31 protein-coding genes are annotated in these 26,694 nt (G+C 46.4%); 16 read left to right on the top strand and 15 right to left on the bottom strand.

What is annotated here, in order from left to right; genetic code table 11:
- Nucleotides 1-176 precede the first annotated feature (176 nt).
- On the bottom strand, nt 177-644 hold the full coding sequence (locus tag F5971_RS00615) for an FxsA family protein (RefSeq protein WP_036506414.1): 468 nt from the start codon (nt 642-644) through the stop codon (nt 177-179).
- 226 nt (nt 645-870) lie between these two features.
- Here F5971_RS00615 and F5971_RS00610 point away from each other — a divergent pair, with 226 nt between their 5' ends.
- Nucleotides 871-1,632 (top strand): SDR family oxidoreductase, encoded by a 762-nt coding sequence (locus F5971_RS00610; protein ID WP_193493450.1) that lies wholly within the window; start codon nt 871-873, stop codon nt 1,630-1,632.
- A gap of 74 nt (nt 1,633-1,706) precedes the next feature.
- Here the strand turns inward: F5971_RS00610 and F5971_RS00605 are convergent, their stop codons facing one another.
- Entirely contained in the window at nt 1,707-2,189 is a 483-nt protein-coding gene (locus F5971_RS00605) for a YajQ family cyclic di-GMP-binding protein (RefSeq protein ID WP_193493448.1), read from the bottom strand.
- Between the two features lie 323 nt (nt 2,190-2,512).
- Here F5971_RS00605 and ppk2 point away from each other — a divergent pair, with 323 nt between their 5' ends.
- The 3 genes from ppk2 to F5971_RS00590 all read left to right on the top strand — a co-directional run bounded on the left by ppk2 (nt 2,513) and on the right by F5971_RS00590 (nt 4,529).
- Nucleotides 2,513-3,274, top strand: coding sequence for a polyphosphate kinase 2 (gene ppk2, locus F5971_RS00600; protein ID WP_193493446.1), 762 nt, complete (start codon nt 2,513-2,515; stop codon nt 3,272-3,274).
- A 22-nt stretch (nt 3,275-3,296) separates the two neighbouring features.
- Nucleotides 3,297-3,869 (top strand): cob(I)yrinic acid a,c-diamide adenosyltransferase, encoded by a 573-nt coding sequence (locus F5971_RS00595; RefSeq protein ID WP_036506402.1) that lies wholly within the window; start codon nt 3,297-3,299, stop codon nt 3,867-3,869.
- Between the two features lie 114 nt (nt 3,870-3,983).
- Nucleotides 3,984-4,529 (top strand): Z-ring associated ZapG family protein, encoded by a 546-nt coding sequence (locus F5971_RS00590; RefSeq protein WP_036506399.1) that lies wholly within the window; start codon nt 3,984-3,986, stop codon nt 4,527-4,529.
- Here the strand turns inward: F5971_RS00590 and F5971_RS00585 are convergent.
- On the bottom strand, nt 4,526-5,296 hold the full coding sequence (locus F5971_RS00585; protein WP_193493444.1) for a Nif3-like dinuclear metal center hexameric protein: 771 nt from the start codon (nt 5,294-5,296) through the stop codon (nt 4,526-4,528). The genes F5971_RS00590 and F5971_RS00585 overlap by 4 nt on opposite strands.
- 68 nt (nt 5,297-5,364) lie before the next feature.
- Between F5971_RS00585 and F5971_RS00580 the strand changes: the two genes are divergently transcribed.
- Entirely contained in the window at nt 5,365-6,510 is a 1,146-nt protein-coding gene (locus F5971_RS00580; protein ID WP_193493437.1) for a trypsin-like peptidase domain-containing protein, read from the top strand.
- 31 nt (nt 6,511-6,541) lie between these two features.
- Here the strand turns inward: F5971_RS00580 and hisD are convergent, their stop codons facing one another.
- The 9 genes from hisD to F5971_RS00535 form a co-directional block, all read right to left on the bottom strand.
- Entirely contained in the window at nt 6,542-7,849 is a 1,308-nt protein-coding gene (gene hisD, locus F5971_RS00575) for a histidinol dehydrogenase (protein ID WP_193493435.1), read from the bottom strand.
- The gene (hisG, locus tag F5971_RS00570) at nt 7,850-8,497 is read right to left on the bottom strand and encodes an ATP phosphoribosyltransferase (protein WP_036506386.1); all 648 of its coding nucleotides are present in this window, start codon (nt 8,495-8,497) and stop codon (nt 7,850-7,852) included.
- Nucleotides 8,498-8,508: 11 nt separating this feature from the next.
- Nucleotides 8,509-9,771 (bottom strand): UDP-N-acetylglucosamine 1-carboxyvinyltransferase, encoded by a 1,263-nt coding sequence (gene murA, locus F5971_RS00565; RefSeq protein WP_036506383.1) that lies wholly within the window; start codon nt 9,769-9,771, stop codon nt 8,509-8,511.
- A gap of 20 nt (nt 9,772-9,791) precedes the next feature.
- On the bottom strand, nt 9,792-10,034 hold the full coding sequence (locus tag F5971_RS00560) for a BolA family protein (RefSeq protein ID WP_036506380.1): 243 nt from the start codon (nt 10,032-10,034) through the stop codon (nt 9,792-9,794).
- Nucleotides 10,035-10,136: 102 nt separating this feature from the next.
- Complete coding sequence (locus F5971_RS00555; protein ID WP_193493433.1) at nt 10,137-10,430, bottom strand: STAS domain-containing protein; 294 nt, start codon at nt 10,428-10,430, stop codon at nt 10,137-10,139.
- Nucleotides 10,417-11,073 carry an MlaC/ttg2D family ABC transporter substrate-binding protein gene (locus tag F5971_RS00550; RefSeq protein WP_246187749.1) on the bottom strand — a complete coding sequence of 219 codons (657 nt, stop codon included), beginning with the start codon at nt 11,071-11,073 and terminating at the stop codon, nt 10,417-10,419. The genes F5971_RS00555 and F5971_RS00550 overlap by 14 nt, the downstream gene beginning before the upstream one ends.
- Before the next feature lie 5 nt (nt 11,074-11,078).
- Nucleotides 11,079-11,537 (bottom strand): outer membrane lipid asymmetry maintenance protein MlaD, encoded by a 459-nt coding sequence (gene mlaD / locus F5971_RS00545; RefSeq protein ID WP_036506374.1) that lies wholly within the window; start codon nt 11,535-11,537, stop codon nt 11,079-11,081.
- A 2-nt stretch (nt 11,538-11,539) separates the two neighbouring features.
- A complete protein-coding gene (gene mlaE / locus F5971_RS00540) occupies nt 11,540-12,310 on the bottom strand; it encodes a lipid asymmetry maintenance ABC transporter permease subunit MlaE (protein ID WP_089503590.1) in 771 nt (256 codons plus the stop codon).
- 8 nt (nt 12,311-12,318) lie between these two features.
- Entirely contained in the window at nt 12,319-13,131 is an 813-nt protein-coding gene (locus F5971_RS00535; protein ID WP_036506368.1) for an ATP-binding cassette domain-containing protein, read from the bottom strand.
- A 270-nt stretch (nt 13,132-13,401) separates the two neighbouring features.
- On the opposite strand from F5971_RS00535, the gene F5971_RS00530 reads away from it, so the two are divergent.
- From F5971_RS00530 to yjgA, 11 genes are read left to right on the top strand one after another with little or no spacing between them, the layout of a single operon-like run.
- Nucleotides 13,402-14,370 carry a KpsF/GutQ family sugar-phosphate isomerase gene (locus tag F5971_RS00530; protein ID WP_036506366.1) on the top strand — a complete coding sequence of 323 codons (969 nt, stop codon included), beginning with the start codon at nt 13,402-13,404 and terminating at the stop codon, nt 14,368-14,370.
- Complete coding sequence (locus F5971_RS00525) at nt 14,370-14,906, top strand: KdsC family phosphatase (RefSeq protein ID WP_036506363.1); 537 nt, start codon at nt 14,370-14,372, stop codon at nt 14,904-14,906. Before F5971_RS00530 ends, F5971_RS00525 begins: the two co-directional genes overlap by 1 nt.
- The gene (gene lptC, locus F5971_RS00520) at nt 14,906-15,475 is read left to right on the top strand and encodes an LPS export ABC transporter periplasmic protein LptC (RefSeq protein ID WP_036506360.1); all 570 of its coding nucleotides are present in this window, start codon (nt 14,906-14,908) and stop codon (nt 15,473-15,475) included. The genes F5971_RS00525 and lptC overlap by 1 nt, the downstream gene beginning before the upstream one ends.
- Nucleotides 15,468-15,965, top strand: a complete 498-nt coding sequence (gene lptA / locus F5971_RS00515; protein ID WP_237748453.1) for a lipopolysaccharide transport periplasmic protein LptA — start codon at nt 15,468-15,470, stop codon at nt 15,963-15,965. Before lptC ends, lptA begins: the two co-directional genes overlap by 8 nt.
- Before the next feature lies 1 nt (nt 15,966).
- Nucleotides 15,967-16,692 (top strand): LPS export ABC transporter ATP-binding protein, encoded by a 726-nt coding sequence (lptB, locus tag F5971_RS00510; protein ID WP_036506357.1) that lies wholly within the window; start codon nt 15,967-15,969, stop codon nt 16,690-16,692.
- 41 nt (nt 16,693-16,733) lie between these two features.
- A complete protein-coding gene (locus tag F5971_RS00505; protein WP_193493429.1) occupies nt 16,734-18,233 on the top strand; it encodes an RNA polymerase factor sigma-54 in 1,500 nt (499 codons plus the stop codon).
- Nucleotides 18,234-18,284: 51 nt separating this feature from the next.
- The gene (gene hpf, locus F5971_RS00500; protein WP_036506349.1) at nt 18,285-18,575 is read left to right on the top strand and encodes a ribosome hibernation promoting factor; all 291 of its coding nucleotides are present in this window, start codon (nt 18,285-18,287) and stop codon (nt 18,573-18,575) included.
- Nucleotides 18,576-18,594: 19 nt separating this feature from the next.
- Nucleotides 18,595-19,062 carry a PTS sugar transporter subunit IIA gene (locus F5971_RS00495; protein WP_036506344.1) on the top strand — a complete coding sequence of 156 codons (468 nt, stop codon included), beginning with the start codon at nt 18,595-18,597 and terminating at the stop codon, nt 19,060-19,062.
- Nucleotides 19,059-19,916 carry an RNase adapter RapZ gene (rapZ, locus tag F5971_RS00490; RefSeq protein ID WP_036506342.1) on the top strand — a complete coding sequence of 286 codons (858 nt, stop codon included), beginning with the start codon at nt 19,059-19,061 and terminating at the stop codon, nt 19,914-19,916. The genes F5971_RS00495 and rapZ overlap by 4 nt, the downstream gene beginning before the upstream one ends.
- A gap of 38 nt (nt 19,917-19,954) precedes the next feature.
- Nucleotides 19,955-20,224 (top strand): HPr family phosphocarrier protein, encoded by a 270-nt coding sequence (locus F5971_RS00485; protein ID WP_036506339.1) that lies wholly within the window; start codon nt 19,955-19,957, stop codon nt 20,222-20,224.
- A 32-nt stretch (nt 20,225-20,256) separates the two neighbouring features.
- Nucleotides 20,257-20,793 carry a ribosome biogenesis factor YjgA gene (yjgA, locus tag F5971_RS00480; protein WP_051513784.1) on the top strand — a complete coding sequence of 179 codons (537 nt, stop codon included), beginning with the start codon at nt 20,257-20,259 and terminating at the stop codon, nt 20,791-20,793.
- 2 nt (nt 20,794-20,795) lie between these two features.
- On the opposite strand, the gene F5971_RS00475 is transcribed toward yjgA, so the two are convergent.
- Genes F5971_RS00475 through F5971_RS00465 form a run of 3 tightly spaced genes read right to left on the bottom strand, consistent with a single transcriptional unit; the run spans nt 20,796 to nt 26,690 of the window.
- On the bottom strand, nt 20,796-24,596 hold the full coding sequence (locus tag F5971_RS00475) for a YhdP family protein (protein ID WP_193493427.1): 3,801 nt from the start codon (nt 24,594-24,596) through the stop codon (nt 20,796-20,798).
- 9 nt (nt 24,597-24,605) lie between these two features.
- On the bottom strand, nt 24,606-26,087 hold the full coding sequence (gene rng, locus F5971_RS00470; RefSeq protein WP_036506333.1) for a ribonuclease G: 1,482 nt from the start codon (nt 26,085-26,087) through the stop codon (nt 24,606-24,608).
- A gap of 12 nt (nt 26,088-26,099) precedes the next feature.
- A complete protein-coding gene (locus F5971_RS00465) occupies nt 26,100-26,690 on the bottom strand; it encodes a Maf family protein (RefSeq protein WP_193493425.1) in 591 nt (196 codons plus the stop codon).
- Nucleotides 26,691-26,694: the final 4 nt, after the last annotated feature.

Here is a 26,694-nt window from a genome sequence, read left to right as displayed (position 1 = left end):
GTTATTTGGTTTAATGTCAAAGAATGACAGTTTCCATTAATGGATGCCTGATACATATGGCCAGACATCTTTTTTTCAATGGTTGAAGTCAAAAAAATTTAACTTCACTGTCCGTCTTAAGCTCTGGTGGGGTATATGGGGGGAGGCAAACTCATTTTCAATGGTTCATCAAAAAATTATTCTTTACGGGTATACTCACCATCGATCACATCACCCGGAGCCGCATGGGATGCATGAGAGGATTTAACATGGGTTTCGGTATAACGAGCATGAACGGTCTTGTGCGACGCGATAAGCTGAAATCGCTGGCTAATAAAGCGAACAATGGCCGAACGCGTCCAAGGTATAAGACAGCAAAACCCCACAACATCCGTGACAAACCCCGGCGTCACTAACAAAGCACCGCCAACAGCCAGCACAACACCTTCAGCCATTTCTTTTCCAGGAATTTCACCTTGATTCACCCGCTCCTGAGCCTTCATCAGAGTGCTAAGACTTTGAACGCGTAACATATTGACGCCAATAAATGCCGATAGCAGCACTAACCCTATCGTGTACATAATTCCAATCATCTGGCCGACGTTAATCAGCAAGGTGATTTCAATGATTGGGACAATAATGAAGAGTAAAAATATATAGCGCATAGGTAACCTCTTTGCATGAATCCAATGCAGTGGATCACATTCGCAAGTGTGAATCAAGCAATGATAGAACGAAGCTCAATTCATAACCGACCTACACCCATATATAGGTATTTTCCCTTATTTCAAATTCGACCAAAAGATGAGCAACTTATAACAGAATATTTGTTGCGCTGCAGCATTTTGCGTCGCACAATAGAGACATGTTCAACCAACTAGGTACATTATTATGGATCTGCAAGATAAAGTGATCGTCATCACCGGTGGCGGACGTGGTTTAGGGCGCGCGATGGCGCTTGAACTGGCCAGCAAAGGCGCTAAATTGGCTCTGGCCGATTTGAACCAGCAAGATCTGGACGAAACCATCGGACTCTGCGCCGAATTGGGCTCAGAAGCGCGTGGCTACATTGCCAACGTATCTGTAGAAGCGGATGTCGAGAAACTGTTTGATGATGTTGTCAGCGATTTTGGCACACTGCATGGACTCGTCAACAATGCGGGCATCACTCGCGATGGTCTATTCATCAAAGTCAAAGATGGAAAAGTAGCGGCTAAAATGACAATGGACCAGTGGAACCTAGTCATGGATGTCAATTTAACAGGCACGTTCCTTTGTGGTCGTGAAGCCGCTTGCAAAATGATTGAGCTTGGCACATCTGGCTGCATCGTGAATATTTCGTCTGTGTCTCGCTCTGGCAACATGGGCCAAACCAACTACACGGCGACAAAAGCCGGCGTTCAAGCAATGGCGGTTACTTGGGCAAAAGAACTGTCTCGCTACGGTATCCGTGCGGCGTCAATTGCACCGGGTTATATTGGCACTGAAATGGTCATGAGCATGAAGCCTGAAGCGCTCGAAAAAATCGCGGCAGGTATTCCAGCAAAACGTTTAGGCAAGCCTGAAGAAATTGCGTCAACCGTAACCTTCATTCTTGAGAATGACTATGTAAATGGACGTTGCTTCGAAGTGGATGGCGGTTTGCGTATCTAATCCTGCTAACAAAGTATCTCAACATACCCGAGCCTGGGCATGTTGAGATACTCCACGATGAACTCACAAAGCAATCAATCTCTGAAGTTATTAAACTGCACAGGCAGCTCAAGATTGGATTCTCTGAGCAAAGCCATCGCCTCTTGTAGATCATCACGTTTTTTACCTGTGATGCGCACCTTCTCGCCCTGAACTTGAGCCTGTACTTTCATTTTAGTGTCTTTTACCAATTTGGTAATTTTCTTACACAAGGCTTGATCAAGCCCTTGGCGCAGAATGACTTGCTGACGCGCCTTAACCCCACTCAAATCGGGCTCTTTTACTTCCATACAACGTATATCAATCTTACGTGCTGTTAGCTTGTTGCGTAAAACATCCATCATCTGCTGCAATTGAAAATCTACTTCGGCTGTCATGTTGACCGTATCATCTTGCAACTCAAAGTCAGCTTTCACACCTTTGAAATCATAGCGACTTTGAATTTCACGATTTGCTTGATCTACCGCGTTGGTCACTTCATGGGAATCCAGCTCGGAAACCACATCAAATGAAGGCATAATTTATCTCCTTTGTGTTAAGGTATACGATAGGTTAAATTATTGGGAAGTGTAATGAACCAGCCCATTCTTGGCATTAGGACAACTCATCGTCCTTAAGCCTGCGAATGTACAAAGCTGACTAAACATAACCTTGGTCAATCGCACTGTGCAAACGCTCTATGATCAGTGAATCAAGGCCAAAACACAATAAATTTGGACGGTTTCACTTGAAGAAGCCGAGCATTGGAATTTAGAGACGCCCATGAATATGAGCGCTTGTCTAACAAACTGGACACACCCTTCTCTAAATTGGAATCGCGACCAACAAACAAGAGCGAAGTATGAACTACCCTTATGCTAATAAACTCTCGCGTAAAGAGTATGAAAAAGAAAAAAAAGCACTTCAAATAGAACTTTTGAAAGTGCAGAGCTGGGTTAGAGAAACGGGACAGCGTGTCGTAATCATTTTTGAAGGGCGTGATGCGGCAGGCAAAGGAGGCACGATAAAGCGCTTCATGGAGCACTTAAACCCTCGGCACGCCCGAATCATTGCTCTTGAAAAACCCTCTAATGTCGAATCTGGACAATGGTATTTCCAACGCTACATTAAACAACTGCCCACATCAGGCGAAATGTTGTTATTCGACCGTTCGTGGTACAACCGCGCAGGTGTAGAGCGTGTCATGGGGTTTTGCAGCCCATCAGAATATCTGGAGTTTATGCGAGACACCCCTGATCTAGAACGCATGCTGGTCCGTAGTGGAATTCGATTATTTAAACTCTGGTTCGAAGTCAGCCGCGATGAGCAGTTCCAACGTTTCCAATCACGTAAAACAGATCCACTTAAACAATGGAAACTTTCACCGATTGATATGGCTTCGTTGGACAAATGGGACGCCTATACCGATGCAAAAGAAGCCATGTTTCGACATACAGATACAGCCGACTCCCCATGGATCACACTTTTATCCGACGATAAAAAGCGTGCGAGACTCAATGCCATGCGCTATATCCTAAACAATCTACCCTATCCAAACAAAAACCCATCGTTGAACTTAACGCCCGATCCACAGATATGCATCCCTGCACGTACGCTACTTTAATAGACACCAAGGAGAGCAAACAATGGCTGATCGCTTAACTCGGATTTACACCCGCAGTGGTGATAAAGGCACTACTGGACTGGCTAACGGTTCCCGCGTACCAAAGTATCATCCCAGAATTGAAGCACTGGGTGATGTCGATGAACTTAACAGTTTAATTGGCCTGCTAATTAGTGAATTAGAAAGCTCTCACCCCTTATTAAGCAATCTGCAAACCGTCCAAAACGATCTCTTTGACTTAGGAGGTGAGCTTGCAATAGCCGACAAGAGCTACACTGTCATTCAACTGGAAACCGTCAATCGCTTAGAGCACTGGCTGGATATCTTAAATGACGAGCTTCCTCCTTTGAAAGAGTTTATTTTACCCGGTGGAAATCGAGCCGCTGCCACAGCCCATCTTGCTCGCACGGTTTGTCGTCGGTCCGAACGCCGTATGGTTGAATTGGCCAGTATAGAAGATGAGACCATCAATCCGATGGGCGCGGCTTATCTCAATCGATTATCCGATTACCTTTTTGTTACGGCACGTTTTTTAGCAAGAGAAAAAGGAGGGCGCGAGGTTCTTTGGCAGCCGTCATCGGCACGCGAAAACTAAGATCCTCTCAGAAAATTTCGCTTCATTACTTGATTAGGCACAACACTTGAGTGTTGAATCTGATATTATGCTTTTTATTGAATTTAACGACGACTCTCCGAAGAGGAACTTCTAGTGGAACAGGAAACTATCTGGATAATCACTCTTATTGCCCTAGTTATTGGCGCCATGATTGGCTATATGCTTGGCTTTTCGAAAGGAAGCAGCAAACAAAAAATTGAGACAGCCAACGAAATCAAGCAAACCAAAACCGAACTGCACCGATACAAGCAGGAAGTCACGTCTCACTTCGAAACGACAGCTGAGCTCGTCAACAACTTGACTGAGCAATATCGTAAAGTTCATGAGCATCTGGCATCTGGAGCACAGACACTCTGTCCAAATCAAGCCGCGGGTAACTCTCTTCATGCATCGTTACAACCAAAGCAGGTTGAAGCCTTGATACCCGACGTACAAACTGAAGACGTTAAGCCACCTCAAGACTCAAACTTAGAAGATCAAACAAACGTCATCGAACCTCCTCGTGATTATGCACCCAAGGCACCGAATGAAGAAGGCACTCTTTCGAGCAGTTACGGCTTAAAAAAGAAAGATGAAATCACACCTCCGCCTCAACCAGATCCAGGCCTCAACGACGAAGGCAATGAAACTAAGCGTTAAACTGGATTATCTATATCAACAAACCTGTGCTCAATCTCCCAACGGTCAGCCAAGTGCTGGCCTAGGGCTTGAATCCCGTATCGCTCGGTAGCATGATGCCCTGCTGCAATGTAATGTATACCCGCCTCTCGTGCAAAGTGAACAACAGGCTCAGAAATCTCTCCACTGATGTAGGTATCTGCACCCAACGCATACGCACTTTCAATCATTTTGTCAGCCGCTCCCGTGCACCAAGCAATCTTACCCACCGGATGCGCCCCACCTGCAATCACCTGAGGCACTCGTTGCAACACCCTCTCCAAATGCTGAGAGAATAAACTTAATTCAAGAGGCTCTGCGAGAGCACCAATATTTCCAATTGCAAAAGGATTGTTCGGTTCCATCGTTGACTGAACCACAAACCCTAGTCTATCCGCAAGCTGAACATTGTTGCCCAACTCAGGATGAGCATCCAAAGGCAGATGATAAGCAACCAGGTTAATATCATTGGCAAGCAAGGTTTTCAGACGCTGGTACTTAATGCCGGTAATGACTTCAGATTCACCTTTCCAAAAATACCCATGGTGAACCAATAGCATATCAGCTCCCCACGCCACAGCCTCATCAATGAGCGCTTGGCATGCTGTTACCCCCGTCATGATTTTGCGTATATCCGAACGACCCTGAACCTGTAAGCCATTAGGACAATAATCCTTGAAGCGATCCACCTTTAACAATTCATGGCAGTACTTCAACAATGCCTCTCGTTCAATTACCGGATTATTCATGGCCTAGACGTCCCAATTTAGTTAAACAACTCGTATAATGTAACAAATTCATACGCAGATAAGGAACGATGAAAAAGTTTAGTTTCCTCGGTTGGCCAATTCTAACAGGTATCCTTGCTGCCCTGTTGATCTTACAGTTCCTACCTAATTTCAATGTGCAAGAAGTGAATAAAGTTGAAATTCGAGAAACCTTTATTCCAGAGCAAACCCATAGTATCAAGCGTATTTCCTATGCCGATGCTGTTGATCGTGCGTCGCCTGCTGTAGTCAATATTTTTACGCAAACTGTCGTTCGTGAAAACAACAATCCTTTAATTGCAGACCCATTTTTTCGTCAATTCTTTAATCAAGATCGCCTCCCTCAACAGCAAGAGCGAATCCAATCCAGTTTAGGGTCAGGCGTTATCATCAGTCGCCAAGGGTATGTGGTTACCAACAATCATGTCATCAGCGGTGCTGACACGATCATTGTATCGCTGCAGGATGGACGAGAGTCCATTGCAACTGTCATAGGTAGTGACCCTGAAACAGACCTAGCCGTCTTAAAAATTAACCTAACCGACCTCCCCAGCATCACACTGAGCACATCGGATGCCCATTTAAGAGTCGGTGATGTGGTATTAGCGATTGGAAACCCTTTCGGTGTAGGCCAAACTGTCACAATGGGGATCATCAGCGCGATAGGTCGTAACAGTATTGGCTTAAACACTTACGAAAACTTCATTCAAACCGATGCAGCCATCAACCCAGGGAACTCAGGGGGGGCGCTAATCGACCCGGACGGTAATTTACTGGGCATTAATACCGCCATTTTTTCCCAATCCGGTGGCTCACATGGCATAGGCTTTGCAATTCCAGCGTCAGTCGCTCGAAAGGTCATGCAAGACTTAATTGAGCACGGTCGTGTCATTCGTGGCTGGCTTGGCATAGAGGTTCAAGAGCTGACTCCAATTCTAGCAGAGTCCTTTGGTGTAACGGACCGTCAAGGGCTGATTATTGCGGGCATTTTTCGCAATGGTCCGGCGCATCAAGCAGGTCTTCAGCCCGGTGATATTTTACTGGCCTTAAATGGAGAACCACCGTCAACGGCGCGTTTGACCATGAGCCGCATAGCCAGAATACGCCCCGGTGAGAAAGCAAGGATGGAGATTTTGCGCGATGGACGCGAAATGTCGTTGATCGCCACTATTGGAGAAAGACCTCAGATTCGTTGACCAAATCTGAGGGCCTTAATCCTAGATACCGCTAATCCAGTATACGATACTCAGCTGAGCGTGCATGCGCCGTCAAGCTCTCTCCACGGGCCAAAACAGACGCGACTTTACCCATTTCAGATGCACCTTCAGGCGAAAACATAATTAACGATGAACGCTTCTGAAAGTCATACACACCCAGAGGTGAAGAAAAGCGTGCAGTACCTGACGTGGGAAGAACGTGGTTCGGGCCTGCGCAATAATCGCCAAGCGCTTCAGCCGTGTAACGCCCCATAAAAATAGCACCCGCATGACGAATCGCAGGCAACAAGGCTTCTGGATCTTCAACTGAAAGCTCCAAGTGCTCCGGAGCAATGCGATTACTGATTTGCGCAGCCTCTGCCAAGTCCGCCACTAAAATCAATGCAGCACGCGTTTCAAGCGACGTTTTAATAATCGCTTGACGCTCCATTGTCGGTAGTAGTTTTTCGATACTAGCCTGAACGTCATTCAGATAATCAGCATCTGGACATAACAAAATGGATTGCGCGTCTTCATCATGCTCAGCCTGAGAGAACAAGTCCATTGCAATCCAATCAGGGTTTGTTTTTCCATCACAAATAACAAGAATTTCGGATGGCCCTGCGATCATATCGATACCAACAGCACCAAAGACTGCTCGCTTTGCCGTGGCAACATAAATATTGCCAGGACCCACAATCTTATCCACTTTAGGAACGGTGGCTGTACCATAGGCTAAAGCAGCAACGGCTTGCGCTCCTCCAATGGTAAAGACTCGATTAACGCCCGCAAGAGCCGCCGCTGCCAACACCAACTCATTGACAACGCCGTCTGGTGTAGGAACCACCATAATAATTTCTTTCACACCTGCCACTTTTGCTGGCAATGCATTCATTAATACAGACGATGGGTATGCCGCTTTACCACCAGGTACATAAATACCTACCCGATCCATTGGTGTTACTTGCTGCCCCAGATGCGTTCCGTCCGCTTCCATATAACGCCAAGAATCACTTTTCTGACGTTCATGGTATTGGCTGATACGTGTCGCCGCTGTTTCAAGTGCCGCACGCTGCTCTGCTGGCAAATCATGCAATGCCTTAGCTAGACGCTCAGGCGAAAGCTCTAACTCAGCCATACTCTGAGCCTGCATGCGATCAAACTGATTGGTATACTCAACCAATGCTTGATCACCTCTAGCTTTGACTTGTGCAATGACGTCATCAACTACTTGATTAACACGCTTATCAGACACAGACTCCCACGCCAACAATGCATCTAGCTGCTGCGCAAAATCGCTTTGGGAGGAGGACAAACGTTTGATAGACACTTGCGTCATTTATAAACCCTCTCGTTTAGCAATTACGGCCGCTCTCATTTGCTCAATGATCGGCTGAATCAGTTCATACTTCATTTTCATTGCAGGCTGTCCAACAACCAGACGAGAGCTAATATCAGCAATATGCTCCATCGCTTCCAAGCCGTTGGCTCTGAGTGTATTGCCAGTATCAACGATATCCACGATTCGATCCGCCAGCCCCATCACTGGCGCAAGCTCCATTGCCCCATAGAGCTTTATGATATCAACCTGCGTTCCTAACCGGGCATAATACTCTCGAGTCACATTAACAAACTTTGTTGCTACACGCATCCGCCCCTCGACACGTCCCGCGTTTTTAAGGCCTGCAACCATTAACTTACAGCGAGAGATTTCTAGATCTAAGGGTTCATACAGTCCCTGCCCCCCATGCTCCATGAGCACATCCTTACCTGAAACCCCCATGTCTGCACCACCGTACTCTACATAAGTGGGAACGTCGGTTGCGCGAATAACCATTAAACGTATATGAGGATGGTTTGTATCAAAAATCAGCTTACGACTGCGTGATATATCCTCAGCCGGAAAAATGTCAGCAGCCGCCAATAACGGTAGGGTTTCGTCTAAGATCCTGCCTTTTGACAGGGCAATCGTAAGCTGTTGCGTCATAACTTTCTCTCTTAAGCTTTAATACGCCGTATGCCTGCACCCAGTGCACGGAATTTTTCTTCAATCGCTTCGTAGCCACGATCAATATGGTAGATGCGATCAATTAAGGTATCACCTTCGGCCACCAAGCCCGCTATGACCAAGCTGGCCGATGCACGAAGATCGGTTGCCATGACCGGTGCCGCCTTTAAGCGCTTAACACCCTCAATGATGGCTGACTTGCCATCAATGGTAATATCCGCACCTAATCGAATCATCTCTTGCATATGCATAAAGCGATTTTCAAAGATGGTCTCCTTGATGATACCAACGCCAATTGCGACAGCATTCATTGCAGCAAACTGAGCTTGCATGTCAGTAGGAAACCCTGGATAAGGTGCTGTTGTTATATTCACAGCCTTGGGTCGACGTCCTTGCATATCCAACTCAATCCAATCATCGCCCACTGTCACATGCGCACCCGCCTCTTCCAGCTTTTGCAATACTGCGTCAAGCGTATCAGGGCGTGTATGCAAAGTCTTAACTCGACCGCCAGTGGCCGCTGCGGCTACAAGAAAGGTTCCGGTCTCAATACGATCCGCCATAACGGGGTAACGACACCCTTTCAAGGACTTAACGCCCCTCACGGTAATCATGTCCGTTCCTGCACCCGTGATATCCGCGCCCATCGCATTTAAACAATTTGCCAAATCAACGATTTCAGGTTCACGTGCCGCGTTTTCGATCAGGGTTTGCCCCTCTGCTAGGGTCGCCGCCATTAAAATGTTTTCAGTCCCAGTAACGGTCACTGTATCAAAAAAGACTCGCCCCCCTTTTAAGGGTCCATTACAACTCGCTCGAATATAACCACCGTCCACTTCGATTTTTGCACCCATGGCTTCCAAGCCACGCAGATGAAGGTCGACTGGACGACTGCCAATTGCACACCCACCGGGTAAAGACACCTCGGCTTTACCATACCGCGCCAACAGAGGCCCAAGCACTAAAATAGAGGCTCTCATCGTTTTGACGAGCTCATAAGGAGCTATGACCGAGTTGAGCGAGCCTGTATTGATTACAACACTAAACTTTTCATCTCGACTGATTTCTGCCCCCATCTTACGCAATAGCTCAAGCATCGTTGAGATATCATGCAAATCAGGAAGATTGGTAATATTGATGGGCTCATCTGACAGAATTGAAGCTGCAAGAATAGGCAATGCCGAGTTTTTGGCACCCGAAATCCAAACCTCGCCATTCAGACAGGCACCGCCTTCAATTAATAACTTATCCATTTAGAATCCTGTTTAATCGCTTAACCTGCGATATCGGCCCATTGCTCTGGGGTATAGGTTTTAATGGTGATGGCGTGTATTGCCCCACTTGCGATTTCTTTATTTAAACAACCGTAAACCAGTTGTTGTTTTTTAACAGGAGACAGTCCAGAAAAAACAGAACCTACCACAGTAATTTGAAAGTCACAGCCTTCACCTGCAGTATACACCTGACAACCATCTAACTGACGTTCAATAATTTTTTTTACTTCATCGGCATGCATAGAAAACTCCGGTACAGTGTAGAGCCGCGCTGAACAAGGTGGACATCATAACGAAAAAGGGCCAAAAAGGCGACCTAGCCTTTTTGGCCCTACTGACTCAAATCAATGGGCTGTCATTTCAAGCCCGACCAACTCAGCAATTGATCGCAAATCCGCAGGTATAGACAGCGGGGACAGCTGAATATTTTGATTTTTTGCTGCACGAAGACCGCACAACCACAGGGACAACGCTGAACTATCTACTCTACCCACCCCTGAAAAATCAACACTCAACTTCGCATCACGCGCCTGAGTATTCATCAATTTAACAAAGGCATCACGCATATCGACTACGGTAGCGAAGACAATATCACCCGACAAGTATAGGGTCGATTCCTTTAACTCAACCTTCGACATCTTTCACTACCTGCGCAATTGTACTCGCAACGCGCTCTTCCCAACCATCAATCACACCAGAGACAGAACGAGCCCTTTGATACATATCGGCAAACTGATTTTGAAAGGTAAGACGCAAATTAATACCTTCAACCATAACATTGACCAACATCCAACGACCTTCATCTTTTCTCATATAGTAGAGAATGTTAAAGGTTTGGCCTGCTGATGACGTCATCACAACATTGACAACCTGCAGCTCAGGTCGGGGACTTGGCGCCCTCGGAGGGACAATTCGGTAGCTCGCTACAGAGAAATCGCTGACGGCAATCGAATAGGTTCTCACCAACGTCGTTTTCAAAATTCCTGCAAATCGTTGCAGCTCTTCTTCAGTTGCTGTGCGTGCGAAACGCCCCATGACTCCGCGACCAAAACCATAAAAGTCGATAACCGGTGTCACGATATTTTGAATCTCAGTTTCTAAGCGGTCCTTGTTACTTGCACTCAGAAGCGATTTATCGCTCATCAACACCAGCATTTTTTCCGTTGTTTCTTCAACAACCACTTTTGCTTCTTCCCAATCTTTGTCGATTGCAAGAGCCTGTGCCGACGCTGTTAACACTAACAACGCCAAAAACGGACGCCAAAACAATTGTCTCAACATAACATTCACTCACTCACCTGATTCATCAAAAACTTACCCACTAGATCTTCAAGAACCAATGCAGATTGGGTGTTATAAATAAACTCTCCAGGCGCGAGTACGTCGACATCTCCCCCAGGAATAATACCAATGTACTGCTGCCCCAAAAGGCCAGAGGTTAAAATCATGGCGGAACTGTCGGTGCTCAAAAAATCGACGTCTGGATAAATTTCCATTTCAACCTCGGCCATCAACATTTGCGGATCCAAACGAATGCGCGTCACTTCACCGATCTGCACACCTGACATTGATACTTTGGCACGAGTTGTTAAACCACCAATATTCTCAAAGTTGGCATAAATTTTATATCCCGTCCCTTTAGATGCTAAATTTAAGCCGCTGACATTAAGTGCCAAGACCACCAACGCTAAGAAGCCAATAAGCATAAAAAAACCTACACTTATTTCCATTGTACGCATACGCATAATTACAGATCTCCAAACATCAAAGCAGTCAAAATAAAATCGAGGCCCAGCACCGCCAGTGATGAATAAACCACTGTTCGGGTTGTTGCTTGGCTAATCCCTTCGGAAGTCGGTACACAGTCATAACCTTGGTATACAGCTATCCAGGTCACCACAAAGCCAAAGACCACTGCTTTGATCAGACCATTGACAACATCGCTCATAAAATCAACCGACTGTTGCATGTTGGCCCAATATGAACCACTGTAAATCCCCAGCCAGTCAACAGCCACTAGTGCCGCACCCCAAACACCGACAACTGCAAAAATCATACTCAGCAAAGGCATGCAAATAAAACCAGCGTATAAGCGTGGCGCTATAATGCGTCTCAACGGATCAACGCCAATCATCTCTAAGCTTGCCAATTGCTCCGTCGCTTTCATCAACCCAATTTCGGCCGTCAAAGCGGACCCTGCTCGACCGGCAAAAAGCAATGCGGTGACCACTGGCGCCAACTCACGAACGAGACTCAACGCAACCATCTGCCCAACAGCCTGTTCAGAGCCATAATCAACCAGGATAGTATACCCCTGAAGCCCCAAAACCATTCCGATAAACAGTCCAGAGACGACAATAATGATAAGAGACAACACCCCGACAAAGTAGATTTGCTTAATCAACAATGGAAACATCATCACTGGTGCTGGCTTAGCCACCACTGACTGAAACAAGATTTGCCCTGATCGGCCGAAAGCAGCCAATTTAGACAAGGTCCGATGACCGAGTTTTTGCATAAAATCAATCAACGACTTACTCCCTTATGCATTAACTGCTCTACGAAATCAGGGGCTGGATAGTGAAAAGGCACTGGACCGTCTGGCAAGCCTTCCACAAACTGACGCACCTGTTCTGATTCAATGGTTTTAAGTTGCTCTGGCGTCCCATGCGCAATGACCTTACCATCCGCAATTAGATACAGATAATCTGCAATCGATAGCGTTTCTTGAATATCATGAGATACGATGATGCTTGTATGGCCCAAGGCTTGGTTGAGGCGTCGAATTAAGTTCACCAACACCCCCATCGCAATTGGATCTTGGCCGGTAAAAGGCTCATCGTACATAACGATGTTAGGATCCAATGATATTGCTCGCGCTAACGCAACACGCCTTGCCATTCCTCCTGACAACTCACTGGGCATCAAGGCATACGCTCCTCTAAGCCCAACCGCCTGAAGCTTCATTAATACGATATCCCGTATCATTTCTTCAGGCAGTTGTGTGTGAACTCGGATCGGAAACGCCACGTTATCAAAGACGTTCATGTCCGTAAAAAGCGCGCCACTTTGAAACAACATCCCCATTTTTTCGCGAATAACAAATAAATCTCTGCGCCCTAGAGAGGGCACACTGCTGCCTTCAACAACGATATCACCGCTGTCTGGGCGCAATTGTCCGCCAATGAGTTTCAACAAGGTGGTTTTACCCGTCCCCGAAGGTCCCATTATGGCCGTCACTTTTCCCCGGGGTATTTTGATATCGACGCCTTTGAAAATAGGCCGATCACCCCTGGAAAAGGTCAAATCTTTAATTTCAACGATGACATCCTCAAGCATGCTTGAAGCACTTCCTGTCGTCGGACTCACTGCTTCCATCCCGTTAGTGCCCTATCTTAAAAACGAACGTGTATTTGACATGCAAAATCACAAAAAGATCTACTATAACACTACCTAAGTCGACTTAAAATGACTCTATCAGAATCACGGTCGTTTACGTATTCTCTCCTGATGAAATGCAAGATATCCGCTTCAACAGATGCTTAGCAATCTAAGCTGAGTTAAACTATGACCTATTACAGTATTCACCTTTAAACTAATGGCAAAATAATGGCTATTGATTATCTGAAAACAGCAAAGCGCACCATTGAGATAGAGCGAGAGACATTAAGCGCTTTGCTTGAGCATCTAGACTCCAGTTTAAACGATGCTTGTTCAATCATGATGACATGCAAAGGCCGTATCATCGTGACAGGAATGGGAAAATCTGGACATATCGGCAACAAAATTGCAGCAACGCTGGCTAGTACAGGTACACCTTCATTCTTTGTGCACCCAGCCGAGGCGAGCCACGGTGATTTGGGCATGTTCACCCCGCAAGATGTCGTTCTTGCCCTGTCCAACTCAGGTGAAACCAATGAAGTGATTACGATTTTACCGCTAATCAAGCGTATGCATGTTCCATTAATTAGCATCACGGCCAACCCCAACTCTACCCTCTCTCGCTTCGCTGACGTCAATCTCCATATCCCCGTCACGCGCGAAGCATGCCCCCTAAATCTAGCGCCAACCTCGAGCACTACAGCACAACTCGTTCTTGGTGATGCATTAGCGATCGCTTTGCTCGAAGCTCGGGGATTTAGCGCCGAAGACTTTGCCTTTTCTCATCCAGGGGGCAGCTTAGGTCGACGCTTACTCCTCAAAGTTGATGACATTATGCACTCAGGTGACGATATCCCCTTAGTATCACTCAACACGCCCATTCATGAATCACTCTTGGTCATGACACGCAAACGACTTGGGATGACTGCGATCATTAACGATGCTGGGCAGTTGCAAGGCATTTACACAGACGGTGACTTACGCCGAACACTTGATTTAGAAACCAATTTAAAAACCACACCAATTTCTGAAGTTATGACGCATGGATGCACAACAATACAAGCCGGATCTCTTGCAGCAGAAGCACTCCAAATCATGCAAGAACGAAAAATAAACGCCCTACTCGTTACTGATAAAGAAGGAAAAGTCACGGGCGCCTTAAACATGCATGACCTACTTAAAGCAGGAGTCATTTAATGGGTAACTCTCTTTCAGCACAACTGACCGAACGTCTAAGACCTGTAAAACTGGTTGTTTTTGACGTGGATGGTATTTTAACGAATGGCCAATTAAATTTTTTGCCTGACGGACAAGAGATCAAATCCTTTCATACACTGGATGGCTTAGGCATCAAACTGCTGCACAAGGCAGGTATTGAAACCGCCATCATCACGGGCCGAAGCTCACCACAGGTCGAACAACGAGCCAAAGCACTCGGCATCCATTACCTAATGCAAGGCCGTGAAGACAAACTCGTTGCGCTCGAAGAGCTATGGAAGCAACACCATCATAGCGCCGCAACCACGGCTTATATTGGTGACGATCTACCCGACTTAGCGGCCATTATTACCGTCGCCTTTGGTGCATCCGTCCCGAATGGACACCCTCTTGTTCGTGCCGAAGCGGATTGGTGCACAAGCCGCAAAGGCGGAGAAGGTGCCGCTCGTGAATTCTGTGAGGTGATTTTATCTGCACAAGGAAAACTCAACGCACTGATTGATGAGTTTCGCTAATGCGTTGGACTCGCCATTTCGCACTTGCCGTCGTTATTTTATTAACCCTGATTCCTGTTTTATACTGGGGCTGGATGGGTATTAACCGACCAGTCCTTGAGGTCAGCGAACCAAATGAAGACAGAGTCGATTTTTTCATTTTAGACGGCCACCTTAAACGCTATAGTCAATCAGGTGAACTTGTCCATCAACTTTCATCACCGCTTATCGAGCATTTACCGGGTCCATCGATCACTCAGGTGACGCAACCCAAGGTAATACTCATCGGAACAGGTGATAAAGAAACGCACATTAAAGCCGACAAAGGCACGATGACGGATGACGAAAGCAAGATTGAGCTTGCAGGGAACGTCCGTGTTATTGATAATTCATCTTTTGATGCACCTAGAGAGCTAAGAACAGAAACAATGACGTTATTTCCTTCGTCACAGTACGCTGAAACCGCAGACCCTGTCATGGTTGTACAGGCATTCAGTCAGCTATCAGCCATTGGCATGCAAGCCTGGCTGGGTGAACAACGGATCGAATTGCTTTCTGAGGTACGAGGATACTATGCAAAAAGTGAGTAAACTGATAGGCCTGTTGGGAATGGTGGTTCTGAGCAGCTTAGCCTTTGCACTTCCTGAAGATCGAAACCAGCCTATTCATGTTAGCGCTGATCAGGCCAGTTTAAATGAGGCTACAGGTGTTTCTGTCTATTCGGGCAATGTTGAAATCAAACAAGGCAGCATGATCCTCAAAGGCAGTCGTGTCGAACTTCATCGTGACAACCAAGGAAGCATTGCTCGGATCGTATCCTCTGGCAATCCAGCGGAGTTTCAACAGCAATCTGTAGCAAGCCAACCTGTAACACGCGCCTATGGCAATCAAATGGACTATCGTATCCCCACACAACTCATTACCATCACGGGCAATGCTCAAGTTCAACAAGCCAATGACCGCTTTACAGGACAGCGTATTGTTTACAACATGGATAAATCGATTGTAGATGCATTCGGTAGCGAGCAACCTGGTGGTCAACGCGTCGAAATGATCATTCAACCTAGGTCCAACAATTGATATGATCACGCTTGAAGCACAACATTTAGCTAAGTCGTATAAACGTCGACAGGTCGTGCGCGATGTGTCCTTACATCTTAAGCAAGGTGAAATTGTAGGACTCCTTGGCCCTAACGGTGCTGGAAAAACAACCTGCTTTTATATGATTGTTGGTTTGATCAACGCAGATCAAGGCGCTATTTTAATTGATGAAAAAGATATTACCCGTTTACCGATGCACGGGCGCGCACGCCTTGGCTTGGGCTACTTGCCACAAGAAGCCTCCGTATTCAGGAAACTATCGGTTGCTGAAAACATCTTGGCTGTTTTACAAACGCGAAAAGATCTTAACTCATCTCAGCGCAAGGCAATGCTTGAAAGCTTGCTAGAAGAGTTTAGTATTACGCATATACGTGACAGTTTAGGCATGTCCCTATCTGGTGGAGAGCGTCGACGTGTTGAAATCGCGCGAGCGTTGGCAACCGAACCTGCGTTTATTTTGCTTGATGAACCCTTTGCGGGTGTTGATCCAATCTCGGTTAGCGATATAAAGCAAACGATCAAGCATCTACAATCTAAAAATATCGGCGTGTTAATCACGGACCACAATGTCCGTGAAACACTTGATATATGTGAACGAGCATACATTGTTTCGGAAGGTCATATCCTTGCAGAAGGCCACCCATCTGACATAATGGCAAATGAACAGGTTCGACAAGCCTATCTTGGCGAGCAGTTCAGGCTCTAAACATTAATCCGTATCCTTCAACTGAGTGATATATCTGGCATATGAAGCAAGCCTTACATTTAAAAATCGGCCAGCACCTCACCATGACGCCGCAATTGCAGCAGGCTATTCGCTTATTGCAATTATCGACGTTGGACCTACAACAAGAGATACAACAAGCGCTGGAAAGCAATCCGCTGCTTGAAATCAGCGAAGATGATACGGATACGGATATCCCAGTCCATTTAAGTTCGGACAACCAACGAGAGCTGAGCACAGAACCCTCCTCAAATGACCGTGAAGAGGTGGTTGAGCATGAAGCGGAAGCTGAGCACGATTGGAACGATCAAATACCTGAAGACCTCCCCACAGACAGCAGCTGGGAAGATACCTTTCAGCATCAAAGTTCAGGGAGCAGTTCTGACAGCGAATGGGCCGACAATGAAAACGACTCTCGTGAAGACACGCTGCTTGATCATTTAAATTGGCAGTTAAATTTAACACCTATGTCCGATGCGGATCGCCTGATTGCTGAAGCGATAATTGAGGCCATTGACCCTGATGGATATCTGCAGGTTAGTGTTGATGAACTCATGGAGCAATTCGTTGCTCAATTCCCCGATATCTTCAGTGATATTGACCTTGATGAAGTCATCGCCGTGTTACACAGGGTTCAACAATTTGACCCCCCTGGCGTTGCGGCACGTGATTTGAGCGAGTGTTTAAGCATTCAGATTAAACAATTACCAGACACTCTGCCTTGGAGAGAAACGGCTTTAAAGTTAGCGAATGAACATCTCCAACTCTTAGGGAATCATGACTACAAAGCGCTAATGCGCAAGCTGCGCTTGAACGAAGAAAACTTGTCGTCGGTCATCGAGATCATTCAGTCACTCAATCCAAAGCCCGGTGCCAGCATTGCTTCCAGTCAATCTGAATATGTCATACCTGATGTTGTCGTTCGCAAAGTCCAAGATCAATGGATTGTCTCGCTAAGCCCAGAGACATCACCGAAGCTTCAGATTAATACACAATATGCCGATTTAATTCGACGAGCCGACAACAGTGCTGACAACACCTATTTGAAAAACCACCTACAAGAAGCTCGCTGGTTTCTAAAGAGCCTAATGAGTCGAAACGAGACCTTATTAAAAGTCGCAACAGAAATCGTCGAGCGCCAAAAAGACTTCTTAGAAATGGGTGAAGAGGGCATGAAACCGATGGTCCTTCATGATATTGCTGAGGCCGTCTCTATGCATGAATCCACCATTTCACGTGTCACCACTCAAAAATTCATTCATACTCCTCGAGGTATTTTTGAATTGAAATATTTTTTCTCAAGCCAGGTGAACACGGCTGATGGAGAAGGCGCATCTTCAACAGCTATCCGAGCTCTGATTAAAAAGCTTGTTACAAGTGAGAATACCGCCAAGCCTTTAAGCGATAATAAAATTGCACAACTCTTAATGGAGCAAGGTATCAATGTTGCCCGTCGAACCGTAGCAAAATATCGTGAAGCTTTAGGTATTCCACCTTCTAATGAGCGTAAGCGTCTGCTTTAATTATAATAGATAGGTACGAGCCATTTCGTACCCTTACCAAGGAGACAACCCATGCAGATCAATATTACTGGCCACCATGTAGAATTGACTGAATCCCTAAATGACTACGTTCACACTAAATTTGAGCGTCTTGAACGTCATTTTGATAACATTACCAATGTTCAAGTCACACTGAGTATTGAAAAACAACGCCAGAAAGCGGAAGCTACAATGCACCTCGCCGGTGGTGAAGTGTTTGCGCAGTCCGAAAATGAAGATATGTATGCGGCGATTGATGCTTTGGTCGATAAACTTGACCGACAAGTTATTAAGCATAAAGAAAAAATGAAATCCCATAAATAAAGACGATTTAGTAATTATCATGCCTATTTCCGAGCTACTGACCGAATCAAGAACCCTTTGTCATATTGACGCCATCAGCAAAAAAAGGGTTCTTGAACTTGCCAGCCAAACCCTAGCTGAGCAAGCAAGCGGATTAGATGCTGAAGACATCTTCAGCGGTCTTTTAAACAGAGAGCGTCTCGGTAGCACTGGCATCGGCGACGGTGTGGCTATTCCACACTGTCGCTTGGCAGGTTGCACAGAGGCCTTAGCACTGCTCATGACCCTCCAATCAGCTGTCGATTTCGACGCCATCGATAACCGACCCGTTGATATTATTTGCTGCTTACTGGTTCCGGAAGATGCTGCCAGCGAACACTTACAAACCTTGGCAACTTTAGCGGAATTGTTCAGCCAATCCAACGTGCGTGAATTGCTGAGAAGCAGTGAAGACAAACAAACCCTCTTTCAGAATGTTATTCAGTCACTTGGGGAGTCGACTGAGTGAAGTTAGTCATTCTGAGTGGGCGTTCGGGCTCCGGAAAAAGTACAGCACTTCAAGCACTGGAAGACATTGGTTTCTATTGCATTGATAACCTTCCAGCACTTTTGCTGCCCGAGCTCATTCAACAAATGCTCATTGCACCGGATCGCCCCGATAAGCTTTCCGTCAGCATTGATGCACGTAATTTGATTAGCAATCTTTCACAAGTTCCCACAGTGCTCAACACACTTGCCGGGATGGACGATCTTGTCTATGAGATCATTTACTTAGATGCATCCGAAACGACCTTACTGAAGCGTTTTAGCGCTACCCGTCGTAAACATCCCCTAACCAACTCACACGCTGGTTTACAAGAAGCGCTTTATCAGGAGCAGCGTTTACTCGAACCTATTGCAACCTTAGCGGACATTCGTATCGATACAACCCGACTCAGCCTCTACGAACTGAGGGACAGTATTAAACTGCGGGTTGCCAATCGCAAAGAACAAACATTATCCTTACAGTTTGAATCCTTTGGCTTTAAACACGGACTGCCCTTAGATCTAGACTTCACATTTGATGTGCGCTCCCTACCCAATCCTTACTGGGTACCTGAGCTACGCCAATACACAGGTAATGACCCGCAAGTTATCCAATTTCTTGAGCAGTCTCCTGATGCTATCGATATGATCCATGATATTGTATATTTTCTGGAGCGATGGCTACCCAAAATTAAGCAGGATAACCGCAGCTACTTAACTGTCGGTATAGGTTGCACGGGGGGGCAACATCGATCTGTCTTTATTGCTGAACGATTGGCTAGCCATTTTAATCAGCTTATGGATAATGTAAGTGTACGCCACCGGGAGTTGAGTTAACTCCTTTGATCTCTGGCGCGAATGATCGGAATGTTTCTATGATAAAAGCACCTGTTACGATAGTAAATAAACTTGGCCTACATGCACGTGCAGCGGCAAAACTCTCGGCTAAAGCAAACGAATTTAATAGTCAAATCCAAGTTGAAAAAGCAGGTCGCGTGGTCGATTGTAAGAGCATCATGTCCGTTATGATGCTGGCGGCAAGTAAAGGCACCGAGCTAATACTCCACATAGATGGAGACGATGCGCAGGACGCGCACCTTGCATTAGAATTGTTAATTCAGAATCGCTTTGACGAACCCGAATAACACACCATTAATCCTTCAAGGTAATTTTCCTCATGAGTAAAACAGACAGACTGATATCTTTACAAGAAGGCACAGAGAGTGAAGAGATCAGCCGTTCTGAAGTCAAACGCCAAATGGAAGCTCTTCAAGAATTGGGCAAACGCATCACTGAACTACGTCCAGATCAACAGGCACTAGTTCCAATGGACGATATACTCCGCAAGGCAATTGAAGAAACACGAAAAATCAGTGCAAATGGTGCTTTACGTCGTCACTTCCAATACATTGGCAAGTTGATGCGCAAAGCGGATGCCGATGCAATTAAAATAGCCCTCAATCAGTTTGACACGTCTCGCAATGAACACAATCAAAAGTTCCATGCTTTGGAAGTTTGGCGTGATCGCTTGCTGACGGATACGGATAAAAGCCTAACAGACTATATCCGTGAGTTTCCTGAAGCCGACATACAAAAGTTAAGACAACTTATTCGGAATACGCTCAAGGAACAAGCAATGGGAGCCGCTCCGGCCAACTATCGCAAACTGTTCAAATTTATTCGTGAAACGGCTGAAGCTCAAGACAACGCTTAAGCCTATTCATCAGATGTTGAAGATGCCTGCCCCACAAGCTGAATAACGGGATCATCTAAGGTTCCCGTTAGACGGTAACGTATCCGAGTCATTTTTTCGATCTGATCTCCCATGATTCGATCAACCAAAAAAATGGCGCCAGCCACTTGAGGTGCGCCTAACAGCACAGCCCCTAGTGTCAGATTACTGCCCAAGGGGATGTTTACTTCGATCATCTTATCAAATTGATCGTTGTGAAAGTTTAACGAACCGCTAATCGTCATGGTCGCTGACGGCCCCGTCAGCTTTAGAGGGTCCATTGTACTGGCAAGTCCCTGCTTCAGAGAATAGGCGGCGGCCATCGTATCAAACACCAATCCTTTTTTAAGCAGGTCACTAAAATCAAGTTTCAAGCGTCTAGACAGTGTATTCAAATTGAGTATGCCAAACACTCTTAGGAAGTTAGCCCCCATACCCGACTCCACAATACGCCCCTGTTCTGCCGAGAAGGCAAAACGGCCGTCTAGAGCAGACAGTTTGAATGCTTCTGCTCCTCCCAACCACGTGAAATCCGCTATGGCATCAATACTCTTTGCCTCAATGGCCGACTCATCACTCCAAGACTTCAGAATATTTTGCAACTCTGACCCCATAAGCCTTAGCTGCAAACGACTATTTTGAGCTGGGTCCACAAACCAGTCTAACTGCCCAGTTAAACTCATTTGCATTAAACTGGCATCAATCTGATGCACTTTTAGATGATCCGATGCTGGCATCAACTCAAAGCGCCAATGCCCAATATTTTTTTCATTGAGCTCAAGTCGCTCAATATCCACGTTTAAAATCGGCATACGCTGCAAGAGTGACTGGGTTAAAAGCGGTTCGACGCTCCCTAGGCTAGCCTCTGTTTTGCGCTGTGGTTTAAACGTCAAAGCAAGCTCATTCAAGGATAAACTCCAAGGTTGATTGGCATTATCCTGAGTTAGCACCCCCGTCGCTTGATCACTGCTTAACTGAAAATGCAGCGAAGGTTCTGTTAGTAAACGACGCATCGCCACTTGGATATTACTAAACGTCTGCCCTGCCATCACTGCCTCGGCAACACGAATGGAAAGACGAGTCACTGGAAAGCTGGATACACCCTCTTCTCTACTCGACACATGTGACACTTTAGGTATGTGAAACGCTATCCAACTCGACCACTCATCTAGAATGTCTGCATCCAGGTAGGAAAGTCGCCCTTCAATTTCCAACCCCGGCAATTCGGGTAGGTTAACCTCTCCACTGCCAATTCGAAGCATTCCACGAGGTGAAGTGCCGTAATTGTAGACTGCCGCAAACTGATCATGATAATCCACACGGAACTGCGTGTTTTCAGGCTGTATTTCGACACGCAAAGGACGCACATCGGCGGCTGATTTATGCAGTCCCTTAGGTCCTTGGATAGAAACCCCTTCAAGATTGGATTCGAAGGATACCTTTGGGCAATCTGTATCACCGCACAAGACAACGGAGGCCCGATAGTCCGTTTGCCCCGACAGACTATCATTAAGTGTATCCATCGCCATCCAACGAGTAAGCTGCGGCATCTCCACCCGACTTGCAAGATCGATCAATGTTTTATTAGTGTTGGTTTCGACCGAGGCTTGAAAAGGCTGTCCCCAAAACTGACCACTTAACCTTGGCGCGCTAAATCCTGTGTCGGTGGAGTAAGAAAGTTCGCCTGTGATTTTTTCTAACAACAAATCAAGCGCGTCTGAAGCCACGGCTGCCGAATGTAAAGTCCCTTTGAAATCCACCTTAACTGAGTCTTGATCATTTAGAGGAACCACCAACTGCAATGCAGTGCTCGCTTGGCCTGAAAAATGCCAGTCAGCTACTTCGTGCGCAAGCCCTAAAGGCCCCTTTAGTAACTGAGTGATATCAGATAAATCCCCTTCAAGTGGTGCACCCACGTACAAGCGCTGCGCGTCAGGAGGCATGTAAACCCAAGCATTGTTGACCTTGGTGTCCATTAACCGCCCCTGTGCGATATCGACACGCAGCTCAGTATCACGCAGATGCAAAAAGAACTTTGCGTCTTCGATGGCTGGCCACTCAGGCAAAAAGGCAAAACGAGCATCATCAACATCAAAAAACAACTGAACACTCAACGGCAAAGAGGGCGCCTCGGATCTCAGTCCTGCATGAATCACTAAGCCAGCACGATTAACAGCCCCCCCTTTAATCGCCCCCATTAACCACGCATGCAACTCATCACCAATAACAGGTGGCGTGTAAAACTCAGCCTGAAGAGCCTGTGAGTTAGCCATACCGATCATCAAGCTCAGCTCTACCTGCTCCGCCTTGTCAAAAGGACGGTACAAACTAAACCGCCCCTTAGCATCCACCTGATCGTTCTTAAGCGCCAACACATTGCTACCGATTTTCATCGCGTCATCGTTCCAGGACCAATCGATCTCACCCGACGCATGGGTGTAAGACCAGCCCTGATCAAACAGTTGTGGAAAGTTCAAATAGAACTCGCCGCTCTCTAGAACAACTCGCCCTACTTGCCAAGATGCTTCCAAACGCCCAACCACCCCACGTGCTTCTGGCGCTTCATCCCATGCCGACACAGAAACCTGATCAAGCTCAGCGCTAAATATAAAGCTCTTCCAGTCCGCGAGATCAGCGAAATAAAGTTGTAATTGGCGTAACTGCCCAGCCGGAGATAGATCGCTTAGCAAAGGACCTACGTCCTCTGGCAGCTCACGCGCAAATGAGATCAGCTTATTAAGCTCTCCCAAGTCTAATGCATCGAATTGTAGAAGACGCAATGCCCAATTTGCATCCGAATCCAGGGCAAAATTCATATTGAGCTGCTCTAAACGTAAAGCAGCATCAGGAAGCTGGAGATCAGCTGACATCAGCTGAATACGTGCTTCATTCTCGGCAACAGTGCCTTGAAAATAGGCGGTGGCCTGCAATGGCTCGGCCAAAAAATGCGGTTGCCAATCCGAGACACTTAAAGACCCTTGAGCATCAATCAACTGCCCCGACTCAATTGACAGCCATACCTGTGTTGAGAGCCTTGCTGGCAAATCCTTGATATCCAGTGCTGGCAATAAAAATCCAACACGCTCAAGCTCTAAATCCTCAACATTGACATAGAGTTGAAACTCACTTGCCAGTGTTGCTAGTTCACCCACATTCGGAAGATGTACGCCAAACTCAACGATGGAGTCATCTGAAATCAAGCGAGGCAAACGCAAACGCCCCTGCATCGCCAAGCCCTTTTCACTAGGCCCCGCACTCAAATGCAACACATCAATCTGACGCTGTTCATTCTCATGCTTCACATTCAATGCTAGGTTTTCAATTGCCAGTGAGGAATGAATCAAGCCCGCTAAGAATCGAGGTGTAGAAGCAGACGTTGCTTCGTCATGACTGACATCGTCCGAGTCACGATCTGTAATCGTGAAATCAACCGAGGCCCCCTGCAAGACAAGCGTTTTAAATACAAGGCTTCGGTGCCACAAACTGCTTAAAAGATCGATTTCGGCGGAAATCGAATCAACGTTTAAACGTTGTAAGTGGGCAGTTTCATCTGTGGCCATCCAGTCCAACTGAGATAAGGATAGCTGGGGATGGCGACGCCAAACCGATACCTCAAGATCACCGCTGTGAACTTCTCCCCTTAGATAAGGTGACGCATGTGTCAAAACAAGTGCTTCGTTGTTCGCTACCAGGGTTAACGCCAAACGCGCCAACAAGGTCAATAAACACAGTGTGAAAATCAGCCATAACAGGATACGAGCACTGATGCGAACAAGGTTTTTCATGCGCATGTGTTAGCGTAAAACAACGTCAAAGAGCTCTGGGCCGTACAAAGGCTCCACCTGAAAACGAATCGTTTTACCGATAAAGGATTCAAGTTCGGCAACATGATCCGATGCCTCATCCATCAAATAATGAACCACAGACGTTGCCGCAAGCACCAAATAGCTGTCGGTATCGTACGCCCGATGCTGACGTAGAATCTCCCTAAATATTTCATAACTGACTGTTTCAGGGGTCTTGACCGTTCCACGACCTTGGCACATAGGACAGGGTTCACATAAAACCTGCTCTAAACTTTCGCGAGTTCGCTTGCGAGTCATCTCAACCAAACCCAATTCAGAAACTCCGGTTACTTTACACTTGGCATGGTCTTTTTCGAGCACACGGTCTAAGGTCCGTTGCACTTGACGTTGATGATCAACATCGGTCATATCAATGAAATCAATAATAATGATTCCACCTAAATTGCGCAGGCGTAACTGACGACCTATCGCGGTTGCCGCTTCTAAGTTCGTTTTAAAAATGGTTTCTTCTAAATTACGATGACCAACAAATGCACCCGTATTAATATCAACTGTCGTCATCGCTTCTGTTTGATCGAAAATCAAATACCCCCCCGACTTCAACTCAATTCGCCGCCCTAGGGCACGCTCCATCTCTTCCTCTACACTAAACATGTCAAAGAGTGGACGTTCACCTGGGTAGTATTCGAGCTTTTCGACAATTTCAGGTACAAGCGATTGTGCGAACTCAACGGATCGCTGATAGGTTTCCCGCGAATCAATGCGTATACGCTCAACACCGCTATGAGCCATATCGCGCAATGCACGCATATGCAATGGTAAATCTTCATAGACAACGGACGGAGCCGGCAGCTTTGCTATTTTCTCATTCAGACGCGACCAGAGCCTCAGCAAAAAATTTAAATCCGAACGCAACTCGGTTTCACTGACCCCTTCCGCAACCGTGCGCAGAATAAAGCCACTGTCCCCGCCTTTATAATCGGGGTTTTCAACACTGGATAGGTCCTCCATTATTTGGCGCAAACGCTCACGTTCCTCAGCGTCATCGATACGCTGTGATATGCCGATATGAGGATTACCAGGCATCAACACCAAATAACGCGAAGGGATGGATAAATGTGTGGTTAAACGCGCACCCTTCGTACCGATTGGATCTTTGGTCACCTGAACTAACAGAGTGTCCCCTTCTTTTATAACATCGGCAATTGAAATATTGTGGCGAACTCCCGGGGTTCCACTAGCAGCATCAATCACCTCATCTACAGGGATAAACGCCGCTCGCTCAAGCCCAATATCCACAAAAGCTGCCTGCATTCCTGGTAAGACACGCACTACTTTGCCTTTGTAAATATTGCCAACAATTCCACGACGACTGGCACGCTCCACATAAATTTCTTGTGGCATGCCATTTTCAATGACCGCCACACGTGTTTCCATGGGCGTAAAGTTGATGAGTATTTCTTCAGCCATTTAAGGCCTCCATCAGAGTGCTGTCTGCCATGTATGGAGATGATAACGTTTTAGCAAAGCAGCCGTTTCGAATAAGGGCAATCCAACAACAGCAGAATAACTGCCTCTGAGTTGGCGTACAAACACACCACCAAGCCCTTGTATACCATAAGCTCCCGCCTTATCAGCTGGCTCTCCTGTTCGCCAATAGGCTTGGCAAGTGTCATAACTTAATTCAGCAAACTCAACCTCGGTCACAACGGAACACACTTCACGCCCTTCGGGGTGCACCAATGCAATTGACGTGATCACCTCGTGTGTTTGTCCTGACAAGGCAAGCAGCATTTGCACAGCGTCTTCTTCATTAGCGGGTTTACCCAGTATAGTCCCATTCAAGGTCACTGTGGTGTCGGCCCCTAATACGGGCAATCGACCAGAAACCGCATTAAACACCTGCTCCGCTTTGGTCATTGCAAGACGTTGCGTATACAGCAAGGGGTGCTCATCAGACTCAGGGTCTTCACAAATATCTGCACTGATGACTTCGTGAGGTACCCCTAACTGAGCAAGTAACTGTGTTCGTCTAGGAGAAGCTGAGGCTAAGATCACAGTTGCTGTCGTCATAAAG

The organism is Nitrincola alkalisediminis, assembly GCF_009821115.1.
In the GTDB taxonomy this organism is placed as follows: Bacteria; Pseudomonadota; Gammaproteobacteria; order Pseudomonadales; family Balneatricaceae; genus Nitrincola; species Nitrincola alkalisediminis.
This window is presented reverse-complemented; position numbering and strand designations above follow the sequence as displayed.

What these genes read in the sequence shown, in the direction of transcription:
- F5971_RS00580 (WP_193493437.1), top strand. Translation starts at nt 5,365, where the DNA reads ATGAAAAAGTTTAGTTTCCTCGGTTGGCCAATTCTAACAGGTATCCTT.
- rng (WP_036506333.1), bottom strand. Translation starts at nt 26,087, where the DNA reads ATGGCTGAAGAAATACTCATCAACTTTACGCCCATGGAAACACGTGTG.
- F5971_RS00555 (WP_193493433.1), bottom strand. Translation starts at nt 10,430, where the DNA reads ATGTCGAAGGTTGAGTTAAAGGAATCGACCCTATACTTGTCGGGTGAT.
- hisD (WP_193493435.1), bottom strand. Translation starts at nt 7,849, where the DNA reads ATGACGCAAGTGTCTATCAAACGTTTGTCCTCCTCCCAAAGCGATTTT.
- F5971_RS00525 (WP_036506363.1), top strand. Translation starts at nt 14,370, where the DNA reads ATGGGTAACTCTCTTTCAGCACAACTGACCGAACGTCTAAGACCTGTA.
- F5971_RS00605 (WP_193493448.1), bottom strand. Translation starts at nt 2,189, where the DNA reads ATGCCTTCATTTGATGTGGTTTCCGAGCTGGATTCCCATGAAGTGACC.
- ppk2 (WP_193493446.1), top strand. Translation starts at nt 2,513, where the DNA reads ATGAACTACCCTTATGCTAATAAACTCTCGCGTAAAGAGTATGAAAAA.
- mlaE (WP_089503590.1), bottom strand. Translation starts at nt 12,310, where the DNA reads ATGCAAAAACTCGGTCATCGGACCTTGTCTAAATTGGCTGCTTTCGGC.
- F5971_RS00505 (WP_193493429.1), top strand. Translation starts at nt 16,734, where the DNA reads ATGAAGCAAGCCTTACATTTAAAAATCGGCCAGCACCTCACCATGACG.
- F5971_RS00615 (WP_036506414.1), bottom strand. Translation starts at nt 644, where the DNA reads ATGCGCTATATATTTTTACTCTTCATTATTGTCCCAATCATTGAAATC.
- F5971_RS00550 (WP_246187749.1), bottom strand. Translation starts at nt 11,073, where the DNA reads ATGTTGAGACAATTGTTTTGGCGTCCGTTTTTGGCGTTGTTAGTGTTA.
- F5971_RS00495 (WP_036506344.1), top strand. Translation starts at nt 18,595, where the DNA reads ATGCCTATTTCCGAGCTACTGACCGAATCAAGAACCCTTTGTCATATT.
- F5971_RS00485 (WP_036506339.1), top strand. Translation starts at nt 19,955, where the DNA reads ATGATAAAAGCACCTGTTACGATAGTAAATAAACTTGGCCTACATGCA.
- lptC (WP_036506360.1), top strand. Translation starts at nt 14,906, where the DNA reads ATGCGTTGGACTCGCCATTTCGCACTTGCCGTCGTTATTTTATTAACC.
- murA (WP_036506383.1), bottom strand. Translation starts at nt 9,771, where the DNA reads ATGGATAAGTTATTAATTGAAGGCGGTGCCTGTCTGAATGGCGAGGTT.
- F5971_RS00595 (WP_036506402.1), top strand. Translation starts at nt 3,297, where the DNA reads ATGGCTGATCGCTTAACTCGGATTTACACCCGCAGTGGTGATAAAGGC.
- F5971_RS00530 (WP_036506366.1), top strand. Translation starts at nt 13,402, where the DNA reads ATGGCTATTGATTATCTGAAAACAGCAAAGCGCACCATTGAGATAGAG.
- mlaD (WP_036506374.1), bottom strand. Translation starts at nt 11,537, where the DNA reads ATGCGTATGCGTACAATGGAAATAAGTGTAGGTTTTTTTATGCTTATT.
- hpf (WP_036506349.1), top strand. Translation starts at nt 18,285, where the DNA reads ATGCAGATCAATATTACTGGCCACCATGTAGAATTGACTGAATCCCTA.
- yjgA (WP_051513784.1), top strand. Translation starts at nt 20,257, where the DNA reads ATGAGTAAAACAGACAGACTGATATCTTTACAAGAAGGCACAGAGAGT.
- F5971_RS00560 (WP_036506380.1), bottom strand. Translation starts at nt 10,034, where the DNA reads ATGCATGCCGATGAAGTAAAAAAAATTATTGAACGTCAGTTAGATGGT.
- F5971_RS00465 (WP_193493425.1), bottom strand. Translation starts at nt 26,690, where the DNA reads ATGACGACAGCAACTGTGATCTTAGCCTCAGCTTCTCCTAGACGAACA.
- F5971_RS00535 (WP_036506368.1), bottom strand. Translation starts at nt 13,131, where the DNA reads ATGCTTGAGGATGTCATCGTTGAAATTAAAGATTTGACCTTTTCCAGG.
- F5971_RS00475 (WP_193493427.1), bottom strand. Translation starts at nt 24,596, where the DNA reads ATGAAAAACCTTGTTCGCATCAGTGCTCGTATCCTGTTATGGCTGATT.
- hisG (WP_036506386.1), bottom strand. Translation starts at nt 8,497, where the DNA reads ATGACGCAACAGCTTACGATTGCCCTGTCAAAAGGCAGGATCTTAGAC.
- F5971_RS00610 (WP_193493450.1), top strand. Translation starts at nt 871, where the DNA reads ATGGATCTGCAAGATAAAGTGATCGTCATCACCGGTGGCGGACGTGGT.
- lptB (WP_036506357.1), top strand. Translation starts at nt 15,967, where the DNA reads ATGATCACGCTTGAAGCACAACATTTAGCTAAGTCGTATAAACGTCGA.
- F5971_RS00585 (WP_193493444.1), bottom strand. Translation starts at nt 5,296, where the DNA reads ATGAATAATCCGGTAATTGAACGAGAGGCATTGTTGAAGTACTGCCAT.